Here is a 23,824-nt window from a genome sequence, read left to right as displayed (position 1 = left end):
AAGCTTGCAGAGCGCGATACGGCGGCGTTCCCCGCCCGAAAGCGTGGTCACGTCGGCATCATCGGGCGGGCAGCGGAGCGCGTCCATCGCGACGCCGACCGTTGCCTCAAGCTCCCACAGGTTGCCGGCGTCGATCTGGTCCTGCAGGGCGGCCATCTCGTCGGCGGTCTCGTCCGAGTAGTTCATCGCCAGTTCGTTGTAGCGTTCCAGGATCCTGGTCTGCTCGGCCACGCCCAGCATGACGTTTTCCTTCGCGGTCAGGGCGGGGTCCAGATACGGCTCCTGCGCGAGGTAGCCGACCTTGGCGCCCTTGGCGGCCCAGGCTTCGCCTTTGAAGTCCTTGTCCATCCCGGCCATGATCTTCAACAGCGTGGACTTGCCCGCGCCGTTGACGCCGACGACGCCGATCTTCACGCCGGGCAGGAAGTTCAGGTGGATGTTTTCAAAGCAGGTCTTGCCGCCGGGGTAGGTCTTGGAGACGTTCTCCATGTGGTAGACGTATTGATAGCTGGCCATGACGTGCTCCATTCGGGGGTTGGCGCGTATGTAGCGATGAAGGCGCGGCGCTGCAACGGTCAGGGTGGGGGGAACCCGACTTGGCACGCCGACTGGGATGGCCCCTTCTGCCACGTGTGAAACAGGAGATGCAGGATGCGGTGGGGATTGGTTTTGGCTTTCACGGTGATGGCGGCCAGTGGAGCGTTGGCCCAAGTGACGTCTCTGGAGGCCCCGGGAAATCTTGCGCCAACCCTTGATCCAGGCTGCGTGACGATGACCACTGCGGATGCGCGCCTGTCGCCACCTGATCTGGCGCTGGGCGTGCTGGCCTGTGGCAAGGCGGGCAACTGGGACGCGGCGGCCGAGCTTTACGTCCTGATGCTGCTGCGGTCGGACTTCGATGTGCGGCGGGTGGCTGATGCCACTGCCCATCAGGCGGGCGAAGTGCTGACGCTGCAGCTGAATGACAGCCAGTCCGAAGCCGACCGGGCCAGCCTTGGTGCTGCGATTGCCCGGTTCGCCGATCCCGCGACCACGCAACGCGACATTCTGTGTCAGGCGTTGCAGGCGTCGGGCGTGCCGCAGCATGATCCGTCCTGGATGATCCAGCACGGCATGGCGGCTTTCACCGGGTTGGAGGGCGACGGGCTGGTTCCCGGCTTCGATCCCGTCGCGGGGTGGAAGGCGGCAATGCGCGAGACAGTGGCCTGCGACTGAGACCGTCCGCGAGGCGAGGCAAAAGGGAGTCCCGGCAGGAGGGAGGGCCCGGCAAGAGGGAGGCCATTGTAAACCCGCGTCTCCTGCGGTCAATTGACCGGGAAATGCAGCGGGGATGGGATGCGGCAGGGGTTTCCGATAGCGACCAGGGGAATGGTCGTGGGGCTGCTCGGTGGATCGTTCGATCCGGCGCATGAGGGGCATGTCCATATCACCCGCGAGGCGTTGAAGCGGATGGGCCTGGATCAGGTCTGGTGGCTGGTGACGCCCGCAAACCCGCTGAAGGCCCGCCAGCCTGCGCCGATGGCGGATCGGCTGGCGCGGGCGCAAAAGGTGATGCGGCATCCCCGGGTGAAGATCACGGCACTGGAGGCGGCGCTGGGGACGCGGGCGACGGCGGACACCATCGACCGGCTGCGGGCGATCTATCCCGGTGTCAGCTTCGTCTGGCTGATGGGCGCGGACAACCTGGTGCAGTTCCACCGTTGGGGCCGCTGGCGCGATATCCTGCGGTCGGTCGCCGTGGGCGTGCTGGCGCGGCCGGGCGCGGGCGTGGCGGCCCGGCTGTCGGTTGCGGCGCGGGCCTTCCGGGTGCACCAGGTGGACCGGGGCGAGACCTTGCGGGGCCACCAGCCTCCGGTCTGGAGTTTCGTGAACCTGCCGATGAACAATGCGTCGTCAACCGCGATCCGGGCGCGCGGGGGCTGGAAATCCGGGCGCTAGGGGCGGCTCCTCGTGCGACTTCGTCTTCTCGTCGCGTGAGTCGCACGGGGAAGTGCGGTTAGATGCTCTTGCTCAGCCAGACGTCCGCCGGGGGTGTCGTGTAGGCCGGTATCGCGGTCCAGCCGGATGCATGATAGAGCCGCAGCGCCTCGGTCAGAGCCGAGTTGGTGTCCAGCCGCAGATGCTGATAACCGATCGCGCGCGCCTCGTCCTCGATCGCAGCCATCATCCGACGCGACAGGCCCTGACCACGGGCCGAGGCGTGGACCCACAGGCGCTTGATCTCGGCCGTGGTGTGATCCAGGGCGCGGAGGCCGACGCAGCCCACAGGCAGGTCGTCGGACCACGCAATCAGGAAACGGCCCTGCGGAGGGCGATAACTGTCGGCCCCCGGGTCGGGCAGCGGGAAATACTCGGGCCGGGCAACGGGAACCCGGGCAAGGATTTCGTCGAAATAGGCCTGCTGGCAGGCCAGCGCCTCGGGGCTGGTCGGGTCTGCTGGCCGGATTTCCAACTGGTCGCGGTTCAGAATCGTGGCGATCAGATCCATCGCGGCAATCACTTCGTCGGCGCGGGGACCGGCGCGGGCGATCAGGCGGGCGGCCCGGTCGTGGCCGATGGCCTCGTAGGCCGCCATCTCTTGCGCGCCGCGCGCAGTCAGGCGGGCAATGCGGCGGCGGCGGTCGGCGGGATCGGTCGCCGTGGTGGCCAGCCCCTCGCGCTCCAGGCTGCGGAGAAAGCGGCTCATCAACCCGGAATCGAGCCCCAGCCGGTCGCGGATCAGGGCGACGTCGGTGCCTTCGGGGCGGACAAGCTGCAACACGCGCGCGGCGCCAAGTGGGCGGCCCCGGCCAAGAAACGAAGTGTCCAGCGCCCCAACCTCGCGCGTGACCGCACGGTTGAAGCGACGCAGGCGGGCAATGGCATCCAGCATTTCCAGACCTTGGTCAGTTATTATGCCTGACATAAGTCAGATATCTGGCTCACGCAAGCGCGACCTGCAGTGAGGACGTCGGACTGGTGGAATCGGCGTGGATACGTCTATGACCAACCAAACGGAGGGTATGATGCGGATTTCGCGGCGGATGATGCTGGCCGGGCTTTTGGCCGGGGCGGCTTTCCCGGCAGCGGCCGAGGTGATGGAAAGCTCGCCCCGTCCGATGGCGCGGGGCGGCAAGGCAGCGGTGGTGCCGGCGGCGAAGGGGCCGCTGGATGCGTCAGAGCTGATCGCGGCGGCCAAGCTGGGCGGGTCGGTTGCCTATGTGCTGATGGATGCGCGAACGGGCGAGCTTCTGGAAGCGCTTGGGCCGGACCTGCCGCTGCCGCCAGCCAGTGTCGCCAAGGCCGTGACCGCGCTTTATGCGCTGGAGAAGTTGGGATCAGGCTATCGCTTCCAGACGCGCGTGCTGGCGACGGGGCCGGTTACGGGCGGCATGGTGCAGGGCGACATCGTGTTGGTGGGCGGCGGCGACCCGACCTTGCAGACCGACCAGCTGGGCGACCTGGTCCTGCGGCTGGCCAAGGCCGGGTTGAAGGGCGCAACGGGGCGATTCCTGTATTGGGACGGCGCGTTGCCGCGGCTGGACGGGATCGCGCGGGATCAGCCCGACCACGTGGGCTACAACGCTGCCATTGCGGGCCTGTGCCTGAACTTCAACCGCGTGCATTTCGAATGGAAGCGCGTCTCGGGCGACTGGCAGACGACGGTGGATGCCCGGGGCGAACGCTTCGTGCCAGAGGTCGGCATGGTCCGCGTCGCGGTGGCGCAGCGCGAGACACCGCTTTTCACCTATGGCCGGGGCCGGGTCGAGGAATGGACCGTCGCCTCGGGTGCCTTGGGCAAGGGGGGCAGTCGCTGGTTGCCGGTCCGCGATCCTGGTGCCTATGTGGCCGAGGTGTTCCGGACTTTGGCCCGCGCGCAAGGCATCCGGCTGGAGACAGGCGAGCGCGTGGCCTCGGTCCCGCCGGGCGACGAGATCGGGCGGGTGGAAAGCGAACCGTTGCCCGAAGTGCTGCGCGACATGCTGCGCTATTCGACGAACCTGACGGCAGAATGTGTGGGGCTGACAGCTTCGGGCGCGGGGGGTCTGGAGGCCTCGGGCCGGGCGATGTCGGACTGGGTGCGGGCGACCTTCGGGGTCGGTTTCGACCTGCACGACCATTCCGGGCTGGGTGGCGACTCGCGGGTCACGGCGGCCGGGATGGCGAAGGTCCTGGTGCAGGCCGGGCGCGAGGGTCGCGGGCTGCAGCAGATCCTGCGCGACGTCGGCATGAAGGACGACAAGGGCAAGGTGATCGAGGGCCACCCGGTGAAGGTGCTGGCGAAATCGGGGACGCTGAACTTTGTCTCGGGTCTGGCGGGACACATCGTGCCGCCGCAGACGTCTGGCACCCCTGGACGCGAGTTGGTTTTCGCGATCTTCACCGGCGACCCTGCGCGGCGCGATGCCGTGCCGGTGGCGCAACGTGAAGAGCCCGAGGGCGGCAAGGCCTGGACCGGGCGCGCACGGCGGTTGCAGGGGCAACTGATCAACCGCTGGGCTGCGCTTTACGACTGATCGGCGGGAGGCAAGGTTCGATTTGTGGAAATCGGATGCCTGGCTTGGCGGCAATTCATCAGGTTTTTGCAGGATACTGCACGAATGGATCTGACCTTGGCGGATCTGCGATCCACCCGTCGCCCGCGCGCAGACTGAGCGAAATCCAAAGGCGCCAGGTCGTCAACCCCGGTTACCCCCCTGAGCGGTTGCGGCCTGCAATTGCCGGGGGTGTCGCGGGATCAGAGGCCGGTTTGTCTCCCGGACAACGGATCACACAGTCTTCCGCCTTTGCCGGTTCAGATCTCCGGTCGGAAGCACGGCGCGACTGTCACGTCCTGACTACGGCGCAGACACGCCTGCACCGGGGCTGGAACCAACGTCCGGGTCCCCTGGTTGCCCATGTACTGCACCGTTTCAGGAAAGGACCGGCCATGAAACTTGTTGCTGCCCCCATGCTTGCGCTTTCGCTTGCCGCTACGTTTGCACTGTCGACCACCGCCGCCATCGCGGGTGGCCCCATCGTCATCGAAGAGGAAATGCAGCCCGAGGTCGTCGTCGAAGAGGCTCCGCGGTCTGGCTGGATCGTGCCGGTGCTGATCGGCGGAATCATCCTTTGCGCCATCGCCTGCGGCAACGACGATGACACCCCACCGCCATCGACCACGCCGACAAACGGCAACGGCTGAGGTCCGAATGACCGCCTCCGCACGGATATCCGGGCGGCGGCGTCTAGAACCGGGTTGCGCGGCAGGCCACGGCGACGCGTCCTGGATCGCGGCCTGCGATAAGGTCCGACACGATCCGCGCCGTGACCGGGGCCATCGTCACGCCCAGGTGACCGTGGCCGAAGGCCAGGATCACCTCGTCCCCGCCGACCGAGGGGCCGATCACCGGCAGGCTGTCGGGCAGCGAGGGGCGAAAGCCCATCCACTCGCGGTCGGGGGGGCCGAGGTCGGGAAAGAAGGCCCGCGCCCCTTCGACCAGTTTCGCGATCCGATGCGGTGAGGGGGGCAGCGTGAGCCCGCCCAGCTCGACCGTCCCCGCGACACGCAGGCGTCCCGCCATCGGGCAGAAGTAGAACCCCCGCGCCGTGGGGCAGGCCGGGCGCGAGAGCAGCGGCTTGGCCATGTCCCATTCGACGTGGTAGCCGCGTTCGGTGTCCAGCGGGATGCGGTCACCCGCCTGCGCCGCCAGCCGCCGCGAATGTGCCCCGGCAGCGATAACCACACGGCGGGCGTGAAGGTGCAGGCCCCCATCCTTGCCCCCGTCCTTGCTGCCACCTTCGATCACGACGCCATCCGGCCTGCGCTCCAAGCGCTCGGCCCGGGCGCGGATGTAGCGGGCTTTCTGTTGCACGGCGGCGGCGAGAAGGCCCATCATCCGCCCCGGATCATCCAGGAAGGTTGCGCCGGTGAAGAAGGCCGCCCCGCCAAGGCCTGGGGCCAGGTTCGGCTCCATATCCGTCAGCCGGTCGGGGCCCAGAAGGTCCACCTCCACCCCAAGCGCGCGGCGGCGGTCAAGTTCGGTCCAGGCCTGGGTAAAGGCTTGTGGTGTCTCGTAAAGATAAAGGCACCCGCGCCGCTGCAGGATGCCCGCGCCTTGGACGCGAAGGGCAAGATCGTCCCACATCTCGGCCGCCCCGTTCAAGAGAAGCGCGATGCCGCGGGCGTTGCGCTCGGCCTGGGCGGGCAGGGATTGCCAGAGGAACCGTAACAGCCAGGGGGCCAGCGACGGCAGCGCCCGGTGCCGGATCGCCAGCGGCGAGGTTTTTGACAGCAGCAGCGAGGGCAGCGACCGCAGCACGTCGGGCGTGCCGACCGGGCTGGTGGCGTAGCCGGCGATGGTGCCCGCGTTGCCATAGCTTGCGCCCATCCCGGGCTGGCCGGGGTCGACCAGGACCACCTCGTGCCCCCGGTCGATCAGCTCCAGCGCGATGGTCAGACCGACCACGCCCGCGCCGATCACGGCGATCTCGGTCGTCTCGCGCACCATCATCCCCTGGCGCACCCCAACGTAGGGTGGGCGATACCGCCCACCCTACAAACAGGCCTCGTAAAGCGCGCGGGTGTTCTTCTTCGTCATCTTGACCGGGTTGCCGCCGCAGGACGGGTCCTCCAGCGCCATCTTGGTCAGCATGTCCAGATCGGGGTCCTTGACCCCCAGCTTGGTCAGGTTTTTCGGGATATCCAGCGTCTCGCGCAGGTCCAGCACTCGCTGGTAGAACCCCTTGTACCCGCCCTTGATCCCGCAATAGGCCGCAGCCGAGGCAAGCCGGTCCTTCACCGCGCGACGGTTGAAGTCCAGCACCATCGGCATCACCACAGCATTCGTGGTGCCGTGGTGGGTGCCATAGACCGCGCCGATCGGGTGGCTCAGCGAGTGGATCGCCCCAAGCCCTTTCTGGAACGCCACCGCCCCCATCGCCGCCGCCGACATCATATGCGCGCGGGCGGCAAGGTCGTTGGGGTCGGCATAGACCTTGGCCAAGTTCTCGAACACCAGCCGCATGCCTTCCAGCGCGATGCCCTGCGACATCGGGTGGTAGAAGGGGGAGCTGAACGCCTCCAGGCAATGCGCAAGCGCGTCCATGCCGGTGCCTGCCGTGATGAACTTCGGCATTCCGGTGGTCAGCGCCGGGTCACAGATCGTGACGGCGGGCATCAGTTTGGGGTGGAAGATGATCTTCTTCTTGTGGGTCTCGGAGTTTGTCAGCACACCCGCCCGGCCCACTTCCGACCCGGTCCCCGCAGTCGTCGGCACCGCGATGATCGGCGCGATCTTCGAGGCATCGGCGCGGGTATACCAGTCGTCGATATCCTCCAGTTGCCAGACCTTCAGCTTCTTCGGCTGGTGCGCCATCAGGGCGATCATCTTGCCAAGGTCAAGCGCCGAGCCGCCGCCGAAGCAGATCACGCCGTCATGGCCGCCGGCGAGGTAGACCTCGATCCCGGCCGCCATGTTGATCTCGTTCGGGTTCGGGTCCACGTCCGAGAAGACGGCGCGGCCAAGGCCTGCGGCTTCCAGCACGTCCAGAGCGCCCTTTGTGATCGGCAGGCTGGCAAGCGCCTTGTCGGTGACGAGAAGCGGCTTCGTCAGGCCAATGCTCTTGGCGTGGTCAGCCAGTTCCGCGATGCGGCCGACGCCGAACTTGATCGCGGTGGGGTAGGACCAGTTGCGGTTGGGAACAGAGTGGCTCATTTCGGCGCTTTCTTGAGGTGATAGGATTTCGGCCGGGTCACCGAATGGAACCCGAGATAGCTGAGAGACGTCCCGCGCCCGGTGTCCTTGACGCCGGTCCAGGTGAGCGCGGGGTCAAGGTAATCCGCCCGGTTCATGAATACGGTCCCGGTTTCCACCTGAGCGCCCAGGGCGGCGGCGGTGTCGTACTCCTCGGTCCAGATGCTGGCGGTCAGGCCATAGGGTGAGTCGTTCATCAGGGCGATCGCCTCGGCGTCGTTCTTGACCGGCATGATGCCGACGACGGGGCCGAAGGATTCCTCCTTCATCACCCGCATGGAGTGGTCGACGTTGATCAGGATCTGCGGCGCGAGGTAGGCGCCGCCATCATCGGCGAACTTCTTCGGGTCAAGGAGCGGCTTCGCGCCCTTGGCAATCGCCTCGGCGGTCTGGTCGCGCACGGTCTGGGCAAACCGCTTGTGCGCCATCGGGCCGAGGGTCGTGGAGGCATCAAAGGGGTTGCCGAGTTTCAGCTGGCCGACCCAGGCGACGGATTTCTCGACGAAACTGTCGAAGAGGCTTTCGTGGACGTAGATGCGCTCGATCCCGCAGCAGCACTGCCCGGCGTTATACATCGCGCCGTCCATCAGCACGTCGACCGCAAGGTCCAGATTGGCATCCTCGCGCACATAGCCCGGGTCCTTGCCGCCCAGTTCGAGGCCGAGGGGCGTGAAGGTCCCTGCCGCCGCGCGCTCGATGGCCTGCCCGCCGCCGACGGACCCGGTGAAGTTCACGAAGCCGAAGCTCCGCTTGGCGATCAGGGCTTCGGTGGTGGCGTGGTCAAGGACAACGTTCTGGAACACATCCTCGGGGATGCCTGCGGCGTGGAAGGCCTCGGCCAGCCGTTCGCCGACGAGGAGCGTCTGGGACGCGTGTTTCAGGATGACCGAGTTCCCGGCGATCAGGGCGGGGACGAGGGTGTTGATCGTGGTCAGGTAGGGGTAGTTCCAGGGCGCGATGATGAAGACGACGCCCACCGGTTCGCGGGCGAGGTAGCGGCGGAATTTGTCGCTGTCCTCGATCATCTCGGGCGCAAGGGTCTTGGCGGTGATGGAGGCCATGTAGTCGGTGCGGGCGTTCACCCCGCCGAACTCGCCGCCATAGCGGGTGGGACGGCCCATCTGCCAGGCGATCTCTTCCACCACGACATCGGTCATGGTGTTCAGCTTGGCGACGGCGGCCTTGACCAGGGCGATGCGGTCGTCCAGCGACCGTGCGGCCCAGGGCTTCTGCGCGGCCTTGGCGCGGGCGACGACGGCCAGCGCTTCGGTCGGGGAAAGCGGGGTTCGCTCGGCGTAGACGCTGCCGTCGACAGGGGAAATCAGTTGGATGGGTTTCATCTTCGTCCTCGTGCGTCGGGCTCATGCCGACCTTGATTTTGGCGCAGGGGTAGGGTGGGCGATATCGCCCACCCTACGCTCAGGCGCGTTCCAGAAGCCGCTCGCGTTCGAAATCCGTGACGACGCGGTCGGTCTCGGAGATCTCCCACTGGGCGGCGTGGTGGTAGTGGTCGATCACGTCATCGCCGAAGGCCTGCCGCAGCATCTGCGATTTGGTCAGCAGGTCGGCTGCCTCACGCAGGGTATGCGGGATCTCGCGGATGCCCTTGGCGGAGTACATGTCGCCGCGCATTTCCGGTTCGAGCGCCATCTTCTTTTCGATCCCGTCGAGCCCCGCCGCCAAGAGAGCCGCACAGGCCAGATAGGGGTTCACGTCCGACCCGGGGATGCGACATTCCACGCGCACGGCCTTGGTGCCCGTGCCGCAGACGCGGAAGCCCGCGGTGCGGTTGTCGGCACTCCACACCGCCTTGGTGGGCGCGAACATGCCGATGGTGAAGCGCTTGTAGCTGTTCACATAGGGCGCCAGGAACGCGGTGATGTCGCGCGCATGGTGCAGCTGGCCCGCAAGGTAGTGCTTCATCACCTCGGACATCCCGTGCCCGTCCGACTTGTCGGCAAAGCTGGCTTTGCCATCCAGCGACCACAGCGACTGGTGAATGTGGCTCGACGACCCGGCCTTGCGGTGGTCGTACTTGGCCATGAAGGTCACCGATTTGCCCTTGGCCCAGGCAATCTCCTTGATCGCGTTCTTGATGATCACATGGTTGTCGGCGGTGTCCAGCGCGTCCGAGTAGCGGTAGTTGATCTCTTCCTGACCGGCGTCCGCCTCGCCCTTGGAGTTTTCCACCGGGATGCCTGCGCCAAACAAGCCGTTCCTGACGGCGCGCAGCACGTCCTCTTCCTTGGTGGTCTGGAAGATGTGGTAGTCCTCGTTGTAGCCGCCCACGGTGCGCAGGGCGTTCAGGCCGCCGTCGCGCAGGTTTTCGTAGGAGTTCTCGAAGAGGTAGAACTCCAGCTCCGTGGCCATCATCGGCTCGAACCCCAGCTTGCGCGCCCGTTCCACCTGGCGCTTCAGGATCGACCGGGGCGCATGGGGCACGTCGGCATGGGTGGCATGGTCCTGCGTGTCGCCAAGGACCAGCGCGGTGCCCGGCAGCCAGGGGATGCGGCGCAGGGTCGAAAGGTCGGGCTTCAGCGTGTAGTCGCCGTAGCCGGTCTCCCAGTTGGAGGACTTGTAGCCCTGCACTGTGGTCATCTCCATGTCCACGGCCAGCAGGTAGTTGCAGCAGTGGGTTTCCTCATGACCGCCGTCGACGAAGAACTGCGCGTGGAAGCGTTTGCCCATCAGGCGGCCCTGCATGTCGATGCCGGCCACCACGACGGTGTCGATTTCGCCGGATGTCACGGCCGCTTTCAGTGCTTCAAGGGTCAGATTGCCTGGCATGTGGTGCCTCTTTCAGATGTCGGATGGGGGAAGGGGCCGCAGCCCCGGGGACACGCGGACGATACCGCCCCCGGCCCCCCCGAACTCGGGCTTGCGCGGCCAGCACGGGCTTTGCGCGATGTCTTGCGGCTCGGACCGCATCCGGTGCTCTCCCCAGGTCGCAAGGCCGATCCATGAACTGCGGCCCGCGAATTTGATCAATTAATCACTGCTCACGAGGTTTCCGCAACCCCTGTGTTCCGCGGCCGACGCGCGCCCATCGCCGCGTTGAAGACCACGCCCGCCAGCAGCACCCCGCCACCGATCAGCGTGTTCCGGCTTGCTGTCTCGCCCAGGGCCAGCCAGACCCAGATCGGACCCAGCAGAACCTCGACCAGTGACAGAAGCGTCAGTTCCGCCGCGGGCACCACCCGGCTGCCCAAGGTGAAGAGCACCATGCCCAATGCCACGACGAAGAAGCCGATGGCGAAGGCCACAGCCATGTCCTGCGGCAGGGCCGGGATCGGCTCGCCCCGGAAGATCAGGACCGCGCCCGCAAAAAGCGTGGAAAAGACGCTTCCAAGGAAAGCCACAGGCATCATGTCGCCGAGCCGGCCCCAGCGCAGCGCGACCGAGAAGATGCCGAAGCCTGCCGCCGACAGAAGGGCTGCCATGTTCCCGGCGAAGGCCCCGGTCTGCAGCCCGTCGCTGACCATCAGGTACATGCCGAAGACCGCGATGGCGATGGCGATCCAGGTCATCGGGCGCACCGACTCGCGCAGGATCAGCCAGCCAAGGACCGCCGCCACAAAGGGCGAGGCGGCGAAGAGAAGGACGGCATTGGCGACCGTGGTGGTCTGGAAGGCGTAGATGGCCCCGGCGAAGGCCAGGACAAGGCCAAGGCCACCGGCGATCCCGGCCAGTCCCACGGCCCGAAGTGCCGCCAGGGGACGCCCGCGCGAGGTCCACCACATGAAGCCCAGAAGCACCGGGATCATGCCGACCGAGCGCCAGAACAGGATCTGCCAGACGCTTGCGGCCTCGATCTGCCGCAGGCCAAGGCCCATCAGCGACCAGATGGTCCCCGCCGCCAGACACAGCGCCACGCCCGTTCCATACCGCATCGCCGCCCCTCTTTTCGGGCAAGCTGGCATGGCGGCCCTGAGGCGGCTGTTCCGTTCGCGACCTGTTGCGCGCCGGGACGGCTCCTCGCTTCCTTCGGTCGCTCCTCGCTGGCCGTGCGAAGAGCGACCTGGTGCGCGATGAGCCGCCGTCAGTAGCCCCGCGCGCGGTCGACGAGGTGGAGGAACGGCTCTCCGGCCTCGCCGCGGCGGATGTTCTCGGCGATCACGCGCGACGAGGTGACGGCACGGGTATCGGCGGCGATGTGGGGGGTGACGGTCACCCTTGGATGGGTCCAATAGGGGTGGTCGGCGGGCAGGGGTTCGACGCGGAAGACGTCCAGCGTGGCGTGGCCGATGTGGCCGGAGTTCAGGGCCTGAAGCAGGGCGTCGTCGTCGATCAGCGCGCCTCGGCCAGGGTTCAGGATCACGGCACCTTTGGGCAGAAGGGCAAGGGTGTCGGTGTCGAGAAGGTTCTCGGTCTGGGGCGTCTTCGGCAGAAGCGTAACCAGGATCTGCGCGGTAGAAAGCGCCGTCCGCAGCCCGTGGTCGCCGTGCAACTGGCCGAGTTTCTCGGTCCGGCTCCACCCGGTCACGGGGAAGTTGAGCGCCCGAAGGGCTGCGGCGCAAGCGGACCCCAGCGCGCCCATGCCGAGGACCGTCACCGGGCGTTCGCGGGCCAGGGGCGGGCAGGTCGGGTCCCAGACATGGCCGGGGTTCACGATGTGGCGGTCCATGCCAAGGTGGTGGCGCAGGGTGTGGCCCACCACCCATTCCACCATTCCCTCGGTCAGGCCGGGGTCGACCATGCGCGTCAGGGGCTGGGTCAGGGTGGGGTTGCCGGTGATCCTCTCCACCCCGGCCCAAAGGTTCAGGACGGCCTTGGTCCGGGTATAGGGGGTGAAGTCCTGCAGGGGCGAGGCGGGGGCATAGACGATGTAGTCGACCAGGGCCGGGTCGGCCTCTGCAACGATGTGGGCGTCGATCCCGGCCTCGGCCAGCGCGGCGGGCAGGGTGTCGCGGTATTCGGGCCAGAGGGCGGGGACGGCGAAAAGGATCAGGGGCATGGCGGCTTTCGGTGTGTCCACGCAAAGCGGATTTCGCGGGGGAGGGAGTTCAACAGGGTGGGCCTGTGGCTTGGGGTCTTGTCAAGGTTTTCCGGCGCGCGTGCAGCGATCCGGGGGTCGGGATGTTCCAAAGGCTCTGGACCATCAATCCTGGGATATGGTGGTCAGATGCTCAACAAGAAGACTGGATTACCCCGGTATCGCTTTGAAGAGATTGTGCGGTGCTTCTGCGCGGATCTCACGGCGTCGCAGGCAGCCCTGCTTCTGGGTTTGAACCGCAAGACGGTGAACCGCTGCGACGGCCTGTTCCGGACTTCGAGTGCCGCCTCCCAGGAACGGGACCTGGCGGCCTTCTCGGGCATTGTCGAAGTCGACGAGAGCTTCTTTGGCGCCGAGCGCGTCCGGGGTCATCCCGGTCCAAGAAAGCGCGGGCGCGGGACCCTGAAGCAACCCGTCCTCGGCCTATTCGAGCGCGGCGGTCGGGTCTGCACCGAAGTGATCCCAGACCTGAAAGCCCGGACAGTTCGGACGGTTATCCGGGGCCACATTGCGCTGGACGCCCTGCTCGTCACCGACGGCTGGCCCGGCTGCAACGGACTTGTGGACATGGGCTGTGACCGACATCTGCGGATCAACATCCAGGCACTTCGCCAAGAACAGGGTGCATGTGAACGGCATCGAAAGCTTCTGAAGCTTCACCAAGCGCCGCTTCGCCAAGGTCAACGGCGTCAGGATCAACTTCCGCATCCACCTCAAGCACTGCAAATGGAGATGGGGCAAGGACTTCGATACTCTGGTCCCGGACTCAACCGGTTGATGGTCTATTCAAGAATTCCGGTCCGATAGCCTCGAAGAAATCGCTCACATCCCCGCCGACACGGCAGCATTCACAGCAAGGGCCAGAATGCCGGTGTTGTAGAAGAACGAGGCCACGCCATGCACCAGCACTGCCCGGCGCAGGGGGCGGGTCGTGACCTCGGTGTCCGAGACCTGGGCGGTCATGCCGATGGTGAAGCTGACGTACAGGAAATCCCAGGCGTCCGGGTCGCCCTTGCCGGGAAAGCGGAAGCCTTCGCCCTTTTCTTCCGACCGGTAATGCAGGTAGGCGTAGTGAAAGGCGACGAGCACGTGGATCGTGGCCCAGCCCAGCGGCAGGCTGACCAGCGCGGTCAGCCTTGCGCCAAGGCCGCTTTCGTCGGCGTTCAGCACCAGGAAGATCGCGGTCACGCTGACCAGGACAGCCAGGCCCGCCAGCAGCAGGATCAGGGCGACGCCTTCGTCATCCTCCTCGGCATGGCGGCGCAGGTCCTCGGCGCTGGTCTGGCCGACGATGCGGGCGGTCAGAAGAAGGTAGATCAGGAAGAACGTGTCGCCCGCGACCAGAAGCGCGAAGACCGGCGCGACGGAGAGCGCCCAGGCGGCAAGGCCTGCCCCAAGGCCAAGAACGAAGGCGGCAAGGAACCGGCCGTGGCGGCGCACGAGGCTCATCTAGCGCGGTCGGTGGACATGGGCGCTTTGCACAAGGCCAAAGCCGACCAGAAGCACCATCATCGCCGATCCGCCGTAGGACAGAAGCGGCAGAGGCACGCCCACCACCGGGGCCATGCCCATCACCATCGACAGGTTCACCGCGATGTAGAAGAAGAAGTTCGCCGCCACTCCGATGATGAGAAGCGACGAAAAGCGGTCACGGTTCTGCCAGGCGGCCACCAGGCAGAAGCCGATGATCAGTGCATAGAGCGCCAGGAGCGAGAAGGCCCCGACGAAGCCGAATTCCTCGGCCAGGGTGGTGAAGATGAAGTCGGTGTGCTTTTCCGGCAGAAAGTTCAGCCGCGACTGGGTCCCTTGCATGAAGCCCTTGCCGCCCCACCCGCCCGAGCCGAGCGCGATCTTCGCCTGAATGATGTTGTAGCCCGCGCCCAGGGGGTCGGCGGCGGGGTCAAGGAAAGTGTCGATGCGCCGGTACTGGTAGTCGTGCAGGAATTGCCAGGGCGTACCACGGGTGAAGAACACCCCGGCGACGGCGGCGATGGCCATCGACAGCACGGCACCGAAATACCACAGCGACACCCCGGCGACGAACATCACCGTGGCCCCGGCCAGAAGCAGCATCAGCGAGGTCCCGAGGTTGGGCTGCATCAGGACCAGAACCGTTGGCGCCACGATCATCAGCACGGGGATCAGCACGTAAAGGGGCTGCGAGACCCGCTTGGGGTCAAGCCAGTCGTAATAGGCCGCCAGCAGCATCACCAGCGTGAACTTCATCATCTCGGAGGGCTGCAGCCGGATGAACCCAAGGTCGATCCAGCGCTGCGCGCCCATCCCGACGTCACCGAAGAATTCGACGAAAAGAAGCAGCACGAAGGCCACCAGATAGGCGATCCCGGACATCGACCGCCAGAACCAGATCGGGATCATCGCCACGATGAACATCAGCACCATGCCGACCCCGAAACGCTCCATCTGCGGGCGCGCCCAGAGGTCGAGGTTCCCGCCCGCGATGGAATAAAGCATCAGGAAGCCGACCGAGGCCACGGCCACGATCAGCACCACCAGCGGCCAGTTCAGGTACAGGACCTTGCGCAGCCCGGTGGGCGCATACTTGACGCGGTACTCCAGAAAACTCATCGCCGCGCCCCTTACGTTTCGGTCTGGACCGGGGGCTGCCCGGTCACCGGATCGCGCAGAGGAAGCTCTTTCAGCATCGTCTCGATCCGGCCGCGCTGGCTGGACGGATAGGCCTCCAGCGACGGCAAACCGTCCGACAGCGCGCGCAGGATCACGTCGCGCGCGATGGGGGCCGCTGCGGTGGACCCGCCGCCGCCATGTTCCACCACGACAGCGATGGCATAGCGCGGCGCCTCGTAGGGGGCGTAGCCGACGAACAGCGCATGGTCTCGCCGGTTCCAGGGCAGGTCTTCGTTCGAGATGACCCCGGCCTCGCGTTCCGCCTTCGAGATGTTGCGCACCTGGCTGGTCCCGGTCTTGCCGGCAAAGACCATCGTCGGGTCCACGATGCGGCTGGATTTCGCGGTGCCGTGTTCGCCGTTCACCACTTCGTACATGCCCTTGCGGACGGCGGCGAGGTATTCGGGGGGGACGTCCAGCGGCGGCGCGTCAGGGACCGGAAGTTCCTTGTCGTTGACCATCCGCACCAGGCGCGGCGTGACGGCGCGACCGCTGGCAAGGCGCGCGGTCATGACGGCCAGCTGCAGCGGCGAGGATAGCACATAGCCCTGACCGATTGAGGCGTTGATCGTGTCGCCGATCCGCCAGTCCTGCTTGTGGCGCTCCAGCTTCCATTGCTTGTTCGGCATGATGCCTTCGGTGATCGCCGACATGGGCATGTCGAAGCGCTGACCCAGGCCCAGCCTGCGTCCCATGTCGGCGATCTTGTCGATGCCGACCTTCTGGGCGATGTCGTAATAGTAGACGTCGCAGCTTTCCGACAGGCTGCGCTCCAGCCGCACCGTGCCGTGGCCTGCGCGTTTCCAGCAGTGGAAGCGCCGCCCGCCGAATTCGATGAAGCCGGGGCAGCTGACCTTGGTGTCGGCGGTGATCACCCCGGCCTCAAGGGCGGCCAGCGCGGTGACCATCTTGAAAGTCGATCCGGGAGGATAGGCCCCCGACACGGTCTTGTTCGCCAGCGGGCGGTGGTCGTCCTCCATCAGGCCCTTGTAGTCGGTGTGGCTGATCCCGCGCACGAAAAGGTTCGGGTCGAAGGACGGGGCCGAGGCGCAGCAGACGACGTCGCCGTTGGTCACGTCGATGACCACCACGGCGGCACTTTCCTCGCCCAGGCGGACCTGAGCGAAATTCTGCAGGTCGGCGTCGATGGTCAGCCGGATGTCGGTGCCGGGGTCACCCTCTTGCCGCTCCAGCTCGCGCATGACGCGGCCGGCCGAGTTCACCTCGATCCGCTTGGTCCCGGCCTCTCCCCGCAGGGTGTCTTCCATCCACTTCTCGACGCCGATCTTGCCGATCTGGAACTTGGGGATCTTCAGCAGCGGATCGGGGGCGTCCAGCTCTTCCAGGTCCTTGTCGCTGACCGGGCCGACATAGCCGACGACATGGGCGAAATCGAAGTCCAGCGGATAGCGGCGGGACTGGCCGACCTCGGGCACCACGCCGGGCAGGGCGGGGGCATTGACCGCGACGTTCGAGAAGTCGTCCCAGCTTAAACGCTCGGCCACTGTCACGGGGACGAAGGCGGAAAGCGCGTTCACCTCCTCGACGGTCTGGGCCATTTCCTCGGCGGTCATCGGAATGATCGTGGCAAGCCGGCGCAGGACCAGATCGACATCCCCCGCCGCTTCGCGCGTGATGACGACGCGGTAGTTCTGCTCGTTTCCGGCGATCACCTTGCCGTTGCGGTCCTGGATCAATCCGCGAACCGGGGGGATCAGGCGGATGTTGATGCGGTTTTCCTCGGCCAGAAGCTTGAACTGGTCGGCCTGATCGACCTGCAGATAGCGCATCCGGACGCCCAGCACGGCAACCATCGCCGCCATCGCCCCGCCCAGCATCAGGCTGCGGCGGTTCAGGGTGCGGTTGCTTTCCTCGGTGTCGCGGGCCGTGCGTCTCACAACCGTCTCCCGAAATTGTCCACTTCGCCGGTCGCGGGCTTGCGCAGGTCCAGCGCCAGGTGCGACAGGCCCACGACCACCGGATAGACCGCGATCGACCACAGGACCTGCACGATGGCAAAGCCGAACGGGGCTTGCGGCACGAAAGCGATGCCCAGGGTCAGCCGGTAGACCAGCATCATGCCCAGCATCACGCCCGAGACCAAGAGCCATTCGACCAGGAAACTCAACTCTCGTGTGAGCGCGATGCGCCCGCGCAGGAACTCGGTCGCCAGGATCACGATGGCGGTCCAGAGGCCGGGGGGCCGCATCAGGATCAGGTCCTCGGCCAGGATGACGACCAGGATCAGGGGCATCGGCAGGAATTCGGGCCGCCGCACGATCCAGGCCATGATGACGCACAACAGGATGTCCGGGCCGGGCAGGGCGCCGGGGGCATTGCCAAGGGGCAGCAGGCGGATGAACAGAAGCAGAAGCGCGATCAGCACGAAAAGGGCGCGGAAGATCAGTTGCTCCTGACGCCAGAAGTCACCCATCGGCGGCCTCCGTCGCGGGGCCTTCGGCAGCGCCAGATCCTGCTTCCTCGACATTGCCGCCTTCGGTCGGGGCGGGCTGGGCCCCGGCGGCGGCTTCGGCGGCCCCGGCCGAGGTGTCGGGCAGGGGCGCAGACGCAGGCGGCGCGACCAGGCTGCCGGGATCGGTGATCGGTTCCAGGTTGTGGCTGCGCAGGACGCGCAGGAACTCCAGCCGCTGATAGTCGGCGGCCAGCACCACGCGCAGGCGCTTGTCGGTGCCAAGGGCGACCTGTCCGACCAGAAGGCCCGCCGGGAAAACCTCGCCATCGCCCGAGGTGACGACGCGGTCACCGGGGCGGACCTCGTCGGTGTCCTCGATGAACTCCAGCGGCGGCAGGGGGGAGTTGTCGCCGGAAAGCAGAGCCTTCTGGCCCGAGGGCTGGATGGTCACGGGGATGCGGCTGTTGCTGTCGGTGACCAGAATGACGCGGGAGGTGCGTTCGCCCACGCCCGAGATGCGGCCCACGAGCCCGATCCCGTCCATCGTGGCCCAGCCGTCGCGGATGCCGTCACGCTCGCCCACGTTCAGCAGGACCGACTGCCGGAACGGGCTGCCGCTGTCGGCCATCACCACGCCGGTGACATGGGTCAGCTTGGGGTCAAGGCGGACGTTGTTCAGGTCCAGAAGGCGGGCGTTCTTCTGTTCCAGCTGAAGGGCGGCCTCTTTCCAGGCCTTCATCTGCTGCAACTCGCGCTTCAGCTCCTGGTTCTGTTCGTAGATCCGGGTGTAGGACTGGAAGTCGTCCACCATCCCCGCGACCATCGTGATCGGGCGCATGGCCCAGTCGAAGTTGGGCACCACCGTGTCGATGATTGCCGCGCGGAAGCGTTCCACGCGCGGGGAATCGATGCGCCAGACCAGGAAGATCGCCAGCAGGAACAGCACCGCGATCCAGACAAGCAGCTGGCGCAGCGGGCGCGAGTATTCCTCGGGGGCGGTGCGGTTCTTGGCCACGTGTCAAGCTTCCTTCGCCGCTTGGGCGCGCGCTTAGGTATCGTAGTCGATCACATGCCGAAGCTGCTTCTCGTATTCCAGCGCCTTCCCGGTCCCCAGGGCAACACAATTCAGTGACTCGTTGGCCACGCTGATCGAAAGCCCGGTCTGTTCGCGCAAGGAAAGGTCCAGCTCGCCCAGAAGCGCCCCGCCGCCGGTCAGCATCACGCCCCGGTCGACGATGTCCGCCGCCAGGTCTGGAGGCGTCGCTTCCAGCGCCTGCATCACCGCGTCGCAGATCTGCTGGACGGGTTCAGCCAGGGCTTCCGCGACCTGGGCCTGGTTGATCTCGGTTTCCTTCGGGACGCCGTTCAGAAGGTCACGCCCCCGGATGGTCATCGAGGACCCGCGCCCGTCGTCGGGCATCCGCGCCGTGCCGATCGAGGTCTTGATCCGTTCAGCGGTGCTTTCGCCGATCAGCAGGTTCTGGTGACGGCGCAGGTAGTTCACGATGGCCTCGTCCATCCGGTCGCCGCCGACGCGGACCGAGCGGGCATAGACGATGTCACCCAAGCTTAGGACCGCGACTTCCGTGGTACCGCCGCCGATGTCGACGACCATGTTGCCGGTGGGTTCGGTGATCGGCATCCCCGCCCCGATGGCCGCCGCGATGGGTTCCGCGATCAGGCCCGCGCGTTTGGCACCGGCCGAGAGAACCGACTGCCGGATCGCGCGCTTTTCAACCGGGGTCGCGCCATGCGGGACGCAGACGATGATCTTGGGTTTCGAGATTGTGGACCGCTTGTGAACCTTGCGGATGAAGTGCTTGATCATCTCTTCCGCCGCCTCGAAGTCGGCGATGACGCCGTCACGCATCGGGCGGATCGCCTCGATTGTTCCGGGGGTGCGGCCCAGCATCAGCTTGGCATCCTCGCCCACGGCCAGGACCTGCTTCTTCCCGTCCTTGATGTGATAGGCCACGACCGAGGGCTCGTTCAGCACGATGCCCTTTCCGCGGATGTAGACCAGCGTATTCGCGGTCCCGAGGTCGATCGCCATATCCGACGAAAACAGGCTTGGGAAGAAAGCCATGTGCGGTCCTTCAACAACAGAGAACGCCCCGACTCGGGGGTACCGACGGGGCGCCTTCTTATAAGGGCATGGGCAGCAGAAGCGAAAGCCCCGCAGGCCGCAATCCGCGCACTTCTGCGTGCCTGCAGAATTGCGATTTTCTGGCGGCAGTTTGTGACGATATTTCGCAGCTTCCTTGCACTTATCCGATGTGTCAGCCTGTGGACCGCACTGGACAGGGTGGGCGGGATGGAAAATGCAGCGGGGCGCGTGGCGCTGGTGACGGGGGCGGGAAGCCCCGGGGGAATCGGCTTCGCCACTGCGCGTGCGCTGTCGGCGGGCGGCGCGCGGGTGGCGATCACGGCGACCTCGGCGCGCATCCACGACCGGGCGGCAGAGCTTGGCTGTCTGGCCCACATCGCCGACCTGACCGATCCGGCGCAGGTCGCGGGCCTGCTCGCGGCGGTCGAGGCCGCACTGGGGCCGGTCCAGATCCTGGTGAACAACGCGGGCATGGTCCAGACCGGCAAGGCGGTCGAAGACGGCCGTCTGGCCGAGATCGATGACGCCGCCTGGGCGCATCATCTGGCGCTGAACCTGAACACCACCTTCCACTGCTGCCGCGCCGTCCTGCCGGGGATGGCCGCGCGGAGCTTTGGCCGGATCGTCAACATCGCCTCGGTCACCGGGCCGCTGGTCACCTTTGCCGGGGCCGCCGGATACTCCACCGCCAAGGCCGCCGTGGCCGGGCTGACCCGGTCCATCGCGCTGGAATACGGGGGCCAGGGCATCACCTGCAACGCTGTCCTGCCAGGCTGGATCGCCACCGACAGCCAGACCGAGGCAGAGGCGCGCGCGGGGCTTGCCACCCCACTTGGTCGGTCCGGGACGCCCCACGAAGTGGCCGCCTGCGCTGCCTTCCTCGCGTCGGACGCAGCGTCCTATGTCACCGGCGCGATGCTGGTTGTGGATGGCGGCAATGTGCTGCAAGACATGAAAGGATGACCGATCCCTCCTTCCTTCCCGGCGTTCCCGCCGAAGCCGTCCTTGCCGCGTTGGCCCGGTCCCCCGGCAACGAGGTCGCCTCGGGCAAGTTCGACAGCCCCGAGTCCTCGGCCGCGCTGGCGGTGAACGCCTTCGGCTGGTTCCTCGACCGGCCCCGGTCGATGCTTCCGCTGCCCGGCGTGCCGATGGGCCTGCCGGACGCGCTGGAGATCGAGGCCGAGCTGCGGTTCCCGTGGAGCGGCGGGCGGCACCCCTGGCTGGACGTTGCCATCACCACGGCGAACACCCTCGTCGGGGTCGAGTCCAAGCGGTATGAGCCGTTCCGTCCGGGCAAGACGACGACTTTCTCCGAGGCTTTCGACAGCCGGGATTGGGGCAAGGGCATGGCGCGGTATACCGCGCTGCGGCTGGCGCTGACCGAAGGGCGGCAGACCTATCGCTGCCTTGATGCGGCACAGCTGGTGAAACACGCCTACGCCTTGCGGACCCAATCGGTGAAGCGCGGCCTTGGCGCGGTGCTGGTCTACCTGCACGCGGCACCCGCAACCTGGGCCAGCGGCAAGCCCGTCTCGCCCGAGGCCATCGCCCGGCACCAGGCCGAGCTCGCCGATTTCGCCCGCGCGGTGAAAGGTGATGACGTGGTCTTTGCCGCCGTATCCTGGCGCGATCTTCTGGCGCAATGGGCAAAAGCGCCTGCGACGCGGGCGCATGCGGCAGCACTGTCCGCCCGCTTCGGCGCGATTTAGCGGGCCTGTTTCTTCCATGAGGCGATGTAGCCAGCACCGCCCACACCGCCCACGGTCACCACATCGCCGCTGGCATCCCTGGCCGCCATCCATCGTTCCAGCGATGGCGAATAGATGCCAGTCCCGCCGCCGCCAAAGAGTTCGGACCCACCAGGCCCACGATAGAACGCCATGCCCTGCCACATCTCGCGGGTTTCCCCAAGCTCGGCCATGATGTCGGAAAAGCGGTGGATTGTGACCTCTCCGGCAGCCTTGGCCGCCTGATAGGCCGGGTCATCGGCATAGATTTCGTCGATATGCGGGGTGATGCGGCTGGTAAACTCCTCGTCACTGATCGGGTCGGCCTTGACCAGCCGCACGTGCGTCGCGCCAAATGACGCCGCGAAATCGCGGTATTCCGGTTCCAGCGTGTCAACCGACACCAGGTCCCCGACGGAATAGCCTTCGGGCACGATCGGCATCGCGGGATCTACCGGCGGCGCCAACGCCGCCGGTTTGGCCAGCGCCCGGGCCTGTTTGGCATAGGTCATCAGCACGGACACATCGCCCGGCCCCGCCGGTGCATCTGCCCCTGCCTTGCGCGCAGGCGCATCAACGGAGGCGGGTGGGGCCAGAAGCCGTAGCGCCACCTGCGCCCCGCTCATCGTGGAAGTCGCTGACCCGATCTGTATAGTGTGCCTCCTGCCGCCAAGATTGCCGCAGAAGCCTTGTGAAAATGTTAAAAACACCCCTCCCCGCACCAGCGAGGAGGGACCGCATGGGACCGAGGAGCGGCCCTACTCGCCGTGGTAGCTGACGGTCTTCACATCCTCACCCGGGGCGGTCTTTTGCCGCCGGATGATGAGGCGGTTGAGGGCGTTGATATAGGCCTTGGTCGAGGCCACGATCGTATCGGTATCCGCCGAAGACCCGGTCACGATCCGCCCGTCCTCCTCCAGCCGGACCGAGACCGTCGCCTGGGCATCCGTCCCCTCGGTCACCGCATGGACCTGATAGACCTGCAGCCGCGCCTTGTGGGGGAAGAGCATCTTCACGCACATGAAGGCCGCATCCACCGGGCCGTCGCCGGTGGCGTCGATGTGGTGGTCCTTGCCGTCGATAGACAGAATCATGTCCGCCTCTTGCGGACCTTCGGTACCGCAGACCACCCGCAGCTTCTTCAGCTGGAGGTATTCGTAGGCGTCGTTGGTCTGCTCATCGGAAACCAGCGCGATCAGGTCGTCGTCGTAGACCTCTTTCTTGCGGTCGGCGAGCGCCTTGAAGCGGACGAAGACGTCGTTCAGCTGGTTGTCGGCCAGATCGACGCCCAGTTCCTTCAGCTTGGCCCTGAGGGCCGCCCGGCCGGAGTGTTTGCCCAAGGGCAGCGAGGTGCCGGACAGGCCGACATCCTCGGGGCGCATCACCTCGAACGTCTCCCGGTTCTTCAGCATGCCGTCCTGATGGATGCCGGATTCATGCGCGAAGGCGTTCTTGCCGACGATGGCCTTGTTGAACTGGACGGCAAAGCCCGAGACGGTAGCGACCCGGCGGGAAAGGCCCATGATCTTGGTCGTGTCGATGCCGGTCCGGAACGGCAGGATGTCATTCCTGACCTTCATCGCCATAACGACCTCTTCCAGCGCGGTGTTCCCGGCACGTTCGCCGAGGCCGTTGATCGTGCATTCGATCTGCCGCGCCCCGGCCTCGACCGCCGCCAGCGAGTTCGCCGTCGCCATGCCAAGGTCGTTGTGACAGTGGGTGGCGAAGATGACCGTGTCGGCCCCCGGCACGCGTTCCAAGAGCATGCGGATGATCTTCGCCGACTCCATCGGGTAGGTGTAGCCGACGGTGTCGGGGATGTTGATCGTCGTCGCCCCGGCCTTGATCGCGATTTCGACGACGCGGCAGAGGTAGTCGTGCTCGGTCCGGGTCGCGTCCATCGGGGACCACTGGACGTTGTCGCAGAGGTTGCGGGCGTGGGTGACCGTCTCGTGGATCCTTTCGGCCATCTGGTCCATGTCGAGGTTCGGGATCGCGCGGTGGAGGGGGGAGGTGCCGATGAAGGTGTGGATCCTCGGGGAGCGGGCGTGTTTGACGGCCTCCCAGCAGCGGTCGATGTCCTTGAAGTTCGCGCGGGCGAGGCCGCAGATGGTGCTGGTCTTGGCCCGCTTCGAGATCTCGGAGACGGCGGCGAAGTCGCCTTCGGAGGCGATGGGGAAGCCGGCCTCGATGATGTCGACGCCCATCTCGTCGAGGAGG

Annotated in this window: 22 protein-coding genes and 1 pseudogene; 7 read left to right on the top strand and 16 right to left on the bottom strand. The window is 66.4% G+C overall.

Annotation, left to right across the window (positions count from 1 at the left end):
• On the bottom strand, nt 1-516 hold a 516-nt coding region (locus U1E69_RS20455), incomplete at its 3' end, for an ATP-binding cassette domain-containing protein (protein ID WP_322246255.1).
• Nucleotides 517-771: 255 nt separating this feature from the next.
• On the opposite strand from U1E69_RS20455, the gene U1E69_RS20450 reads away from it, so the two are divergent.
• Together U1E69_RS20450 and U1E69_RS20445 are read left to right on the top strand one after the other, a co-directional pair.
• Nucleotides 772-1,215, top strand: a complete 444-nt coding sequence (locus U1E69_RS20450) for a hypothetical protein (protein ID WP_322246254.1) — start codon at nt 772-774, stop codon at nt 1,213-1,215.
• Nucleotides 1,216-1,335: 120 nt separating this feature from the next.
• The gene (locus tag U1E69_RS20445; RefSeq protein WP_322246253.1) at nt 1,336-1,938 is read left to right on the top strand and encodes a nicotinate-nucleotide adenylyltransferase; all 603 of its coding nucleotides are present in this window, start codon (nt 1,336-1,338) and stop codon (nt 1,936-1,938) included.
• A 58-nt stretch (nt 1,939-1,996) separates the two neighbouring features.
• Here the strand turns inward: U1E69_RS20445 and U1E69_RS20440 are convergent, their stop codons facing one another.
• A complete protein-coding gene (locus U1E69_RS20440; RefSeq protein ID WP_322246252.1) occupies nt 1,997-2,872 on the bottom strand; it encodes a helix-turn-helix domain-containing GNAT family N-acetyltransferase in 876 nt (291 codons plus the stop codon).
• A 109-nt stretch (nt 2,873-2,981) separates the two neighbouring features.
• Here U1E69_RS20440 and dacB point away from each other — a divergent pair, with 109 nt between their 5' ends.
• Both dacB and U1E69_RS20430 read left to right on the top strand, forming a co-directional pair.
• The gene (gene dacB / locus U1E69_RS20435) at nt 2,982-4,496 is read left to right on the top strand and encodes a D-alanyl-D-alanine carboxypeptidase/D-alanyl-D-alanine-endopeptidase (protein ID WP_322246251.1); all 1,515 of its coding nucleotides are present in this window, start codon (nt 2,982-2,984) and stop codon (nt 4,494-4,496) included.
• Between the two features lie 413 nt (nt 4,497-4,909).
• On the top strand, nt 4,910-5,164 hold the full coding sequence (locus tag U1E69_RS20430; RefSeq protein WP_322246250.1) for a hypothetical protein: 255 nt from the start codon (nt 4,910-4,912) through the stop codon (nt 5,162-5,164).
• A 43-nt stretch (nt 5,165-5,207) separates the two neighbouring features.
• Here U1E69_RS20430 and U1E69_RS20425 read toward each other — a convergent pair whose 3' ends face one another.
• From U1E69_RS20425 to U1E69_RS20400, 6 genes are all read right to left on the bottom strand, one after another.
• On the bottom strand, nt 5,208-6,470 hold the full coding sequence (locus U1E69_RS20425) for an FAD-dependent oxidoreductase (protein ID WP_322246256.1): 1,263 nt from the start codon (nt 6,468-6,470) through the stop codon (nt 5,208-5,210).
• A gap of 45 nt (nt 6,471-6,515) precedes the next feature.
• The gene (locus tag U1E69_RS20420) at nt 6,516-7,676 is read right to left on the bottom strand and encodes an iron-containing alcohol dehydrogenase (protein ID WP_322246249.1); all 1,161 of its coding nucleotides are present in this window, start codon (nt 7,674-7,676) and stop codon (nt 6,516-6,518) included.
• Nucleotides 7,673-9,055: an aldehyde dehydrogenase family protein gene (locus U1E69_RS20415; protein WP_322246248.1), complete on the bottom strand. Its 1,383-nt coding sequence runs from the start codon at nt 9,053-9,055 to the stop codon at nt 7,673-7,675. The genes U1E69_RS20420 and U1E69_RS20415 overlap by 4 nt, the downstream gene beginning before the upstream one ends.
• A 79-nt stretch (nt 9,056-9,134) precedes the next feature.
• Nucleotides 9,135-10,502 carry a glutamine synthetase family protein gene (locus tag U1E69_RS20410; protein ID WP_322246247.1) on the bottom strand — a complete coding sequence of 456 codons (1,368 nt, stop codon included), beginning with the start codon at nt 10,500-10,502 and terminating at the stop codon, nt 9,135-9,137.
• A 212-nt stretch (nt 10,503-10,714) separates the two neighbouring features.
• Nucleotides 10,715-11,605 (bottom strand): DMT family transporter, encoded by an 891-nt coding sequence (locus U1E69_RS20405; RefSeq protein WP_322246246.1) that lies wholly within the window; start codon nt 11,603-11,605, stop codon nt 10,715-10,717.
• Between the two features lie 149 nt (nt 11,606-11,754).
• A complete protein-coding gene (locus U1E69_RS20400; RefSeq protein ID WP_322246245.1) occupies nt 11,755-12,669 on the bottom strand; it encodes a glyoxylate/hydroxypyruvate reductase A in 915 nt (304 codons plus the stop codon).
• A 168-nt stretch (nt 12,670-12,837) separates the two neighbouring features.
• Between U1E69_RS20400 and U1E69_RS20395 the strand changes: the two are divergent.
• Nucleotides 12,838-13,486 (top strand): annotated as a pseudogene (locus U1E69_RS20395) (IS1595 family transposase).
• 44 nt (nt 13,487-13,530) lie between these two features.
• Here the strand turns inward: U1E69_RS20395 and U1E69_RS20390 are convergent.
• From U1E69_RS20390 to U1E69_RS20365, 6 genes are read right to left on the bottom strand one after another with little or no spacing between them, the layout of a single operon-like run.
• Nucleotides 13,531-14,157: a DUF1345 domain-containing protein gene (locus U1E69_RS20390; protein WP_322246244.1), complete on the bottom strand. Its 627-nt coding sequence runs from the start codon at nt 14,155-14,157 to the stop codon at nt 13,531-13,533.
• Nucleotides 14,158-15,297 (bottom strand): rod shape-determining protein RodA, encoded by a 1,140-nt coding sequence (rodA, locus tag U1E69_RS20385; protein ID WP_322246243.1) that lies wholly within the window; start codon nt 15,295-15,297, stop codon nt 14,158-14,160.
• An 11-nt stretch (nt 15,298-15,308) separates the two neighbouring features.
• Nucleotides 15,309-17,255, bottom strand: a complete 1,947-nt coding sequence (gene mrdA, locus U1E69_RS20380; protein ID WP_322246242.1) for a penicillin-binding protein 2 — start codon at nt 17,253-17,255, stop codon at nt 15,309-15,311.
• Nucleotides 17,252-17,791 carry a rod shape-determining protein MreD gene (locus U1E69_RS20375; protein ID WP_322246241.1) on the bottom strand — a complete coding sequence of 180 codons (540 nt, stop codon included), beginning with the start codon at nt 17,789-17,791 and terminating at the stop codon, nt 17,252-17,254. Before U1E69_RS20375 ends, mrdA begins: the two co-directional genes overlap by 4 nt.
• Nucleotides 17,784-18,785, bottom strand: coding sequence for a rod shape-determining protein MreC (mreC, locus tag U1E69_RS20370; RefSeq protein ID WP_322246240.1), 1,002 nt, complete (start codon nt 18,783-18,785; stop codon nt 17,784-17,786). Before mreC ends, U1E69_RS20375 begins: the two co-directional genes overlap by 8 nt.
• A gap of 33 nt (nt 18,786-18,818) precedes the next feature.
• Nucleotides 18,819-19,856 (bottom strand): rod shape-determining protein, encoded by a 1,038-nt coding sequence (locus tag U1E69_RS20365; RefSeq protein WP_322246239.1) that lies wholly within the window; start codon nt 19,854-19,856, stop codon nt 18,819-18,821.
• A 228-nt stretch (nt 19,857-20,084) separates the two neighbouring features.
• Between U1E69_RS20365 and U1E69_RS20360 the strand changes: the two genes are divergently transcribed.
• The gene (locus U1E69_RS20360; protein WP_322246238.1) at nt 20,085-20,840 is read left to right on the top strand and encodes an SDR family NAD(P)-dependent oxidoreductase; all 756 of its coding nucleotides are present in this window, start codon (nt 20,085-20,087) and stop codon (nt 20,838-20,840) included.
• Nucleotides 20,837-21,586 (top strand): PGN_0703 family putative restriction endonuclease, encoded by a 750-nt coding sequence (locus U1E69_RS20355; protein ID WP_322246237.1) that lies wholly within the window; start codon nt 20,837-20,839, stop codon nt 21,584-21,586. Before U1E69_RS20360 ends, U1E69_RS20355 begins: the two co-directional genes overlap by 4 nt.
• Here U1E69_RS20355 and U1E69_RS20350 read toward each other — a convergent pair.
• Nucleotides 21,583-22,230 (bottom strand): hypothetical protein, encoded by a 648-nt coding sequence (locus tag U1E69_RS20350; RefSeq protein WP_322246236.1) that lies wholly within the window; start codon nt 22,228-22,230, stop codon nt 21,583-21,585. The two genes, U1E69_RS20355 and U1E69_RS20350, sit on opposite strands and share 4 nt — an antisense overlap.
• A 132-nt stretch (nt 22,231-22,362) precedes the next feature.
• On the bottom strand, nt 22,363-23,824 hold a 1,462-nt coding region (locus tag U1E69_RS20345; RefSeq protein ID WP_322246235.1), incomplete at its 5' end, for a 2-isopropylmalate synthase.

Source organism: Tabrizicola sp., assembly GCF_034366665.1.
Classification (GTDB): Bacteria; Pseudomonadota; Alphaproteobacteria; order Rhodobacterales; family Rhodobacteraceae; genus Tabrizicola.
The sequence above is the reverse complement of the archived record's forward strand: the minus strand, read 5'-3'. Positions and strand labels throughout refer to the sequence as shown.